The sequence below is a fragment of the Paenibacillus sp. 01T47 genome (genome assembly GCF_056398245.1).
On record NZ_JBFTPA010000069.1, the window covers coordinates 1 to 1,187 of the forward strand.

Genomic DNA, 1,187 nt, shown 5'->3' on the forward strand with positions numbered 1-1,187 from the left:
TGAAGTGCACCCCTTAGAATAGACATTGGAAAAACCCCTAGGTTATTCCGATGAAATTCTAGGGGGTGTATTTTTGTGGCGGTTAAAGGGCAAAAGTTTAAGCATTATGAAGATACAACGAAAGTGGAGGCAATCCGCTTACATGTTGAAGAGGGATGGTCGTATCAAAAGATAGCGGATCACCTAAATATTAATGACAAGAATCGTGTGAAGATTTGGATGAGGAAATATAGACAGCTCGGTGAATATGGACTACTGGATCAGCGAGGACGTCGTGAGGAATACATCGATCAGGATAGATACGTTCAAAAGCTTAAACGAGATAATCAGATGCTAAAAAAGTGTTTGGAAATCTGGATGCGGGAGGTACAAAAACGAAATATMGTGTCATTGAAGCAGCAGCAGAATCCTACCCTCTTACTGAACTCTGCAAATTGTTTGGCGTCTCCAGAAGCGGATACTACGCCTACTTGAAGCGCAAAGTTATAGATCGCGATGRAGATCTCAAGGCATTAATTAAACGAGTGTATACGAAGTASAATGGCGTATATGGATATCGRCAGATTCAAATGCATTTRCTTCAGGACCATGAAAAACGTGTGAATCACAAGAAAGTTCTTAGGCTTATGCAAGAGATGGGGATTCGCTCTAAGATGCGTCAGAAGCGACGTCAGAGCTATAAAACCACAGTAGGAGCACGCGTTGCGGAAAACCTGCTTCAGCGGGAGTTTAAAGCGGATAAGYCTAAACAAAAGTGGGTAACGGATGTCACTCAATACCGCGTAGTCGATACATGGATATATTTATCTGCCATTAAGGATTTGTATAACGGAGAACTCATTGCTTCTCATATGAGCCTTCGTAATGATAACCAACTCGTTCTTCAAACCTTTGAGAAAGCGTTTAAAAAGGAAACAGACGTGACTGGATTGATCGTTCACAGCGATCAAGGATTCCAGTACACGTCCTACGATTACCAAGACATGCTGCTGAAGGTTGGCGCCCGAATCAGCATGTCCCGCCGAGGCAATTGTTATGACAATGCCTCTATGGAGAGCTTTTTTTCGCATTTAAAAGCGGAAGCACTCTATCCTTATCATATCCGAAGTTTAGAAGAGGCACAAAGGAGAATTGAAGAATATTTGCATTTCTATAATAACGAGCGACCGCAGAGAAAACTAAAAAAA

At 41.8% G+C, this 1,187-nt stretch carries 2 protein-coding genes; both read left to right on the top strand.

Translation table 11 applies throughout. From position 1 onward, the window contains the following. Positions 1 to 75 precede the first annotated feature (75 nt). Entirely contained in the window at positions 76 to 474 is a 399-nt protein-coding gene (locus AC1DOV_RS34675; RefSeq protein WP_477512714.1) for a transposase, read from the top strand. Further along, positions 390 to 1,187, top strand: a 798-nt coding sequence (locus AC1DOV_RS34680; protein WP_477552163.1) for an IS3 family transposase, incomplete at its 3' end; no start/stop codon positions are given. The genes AC1DOV_RS34675 and AC1DOV_RS34680, both read left to right, overlap by 85 nt.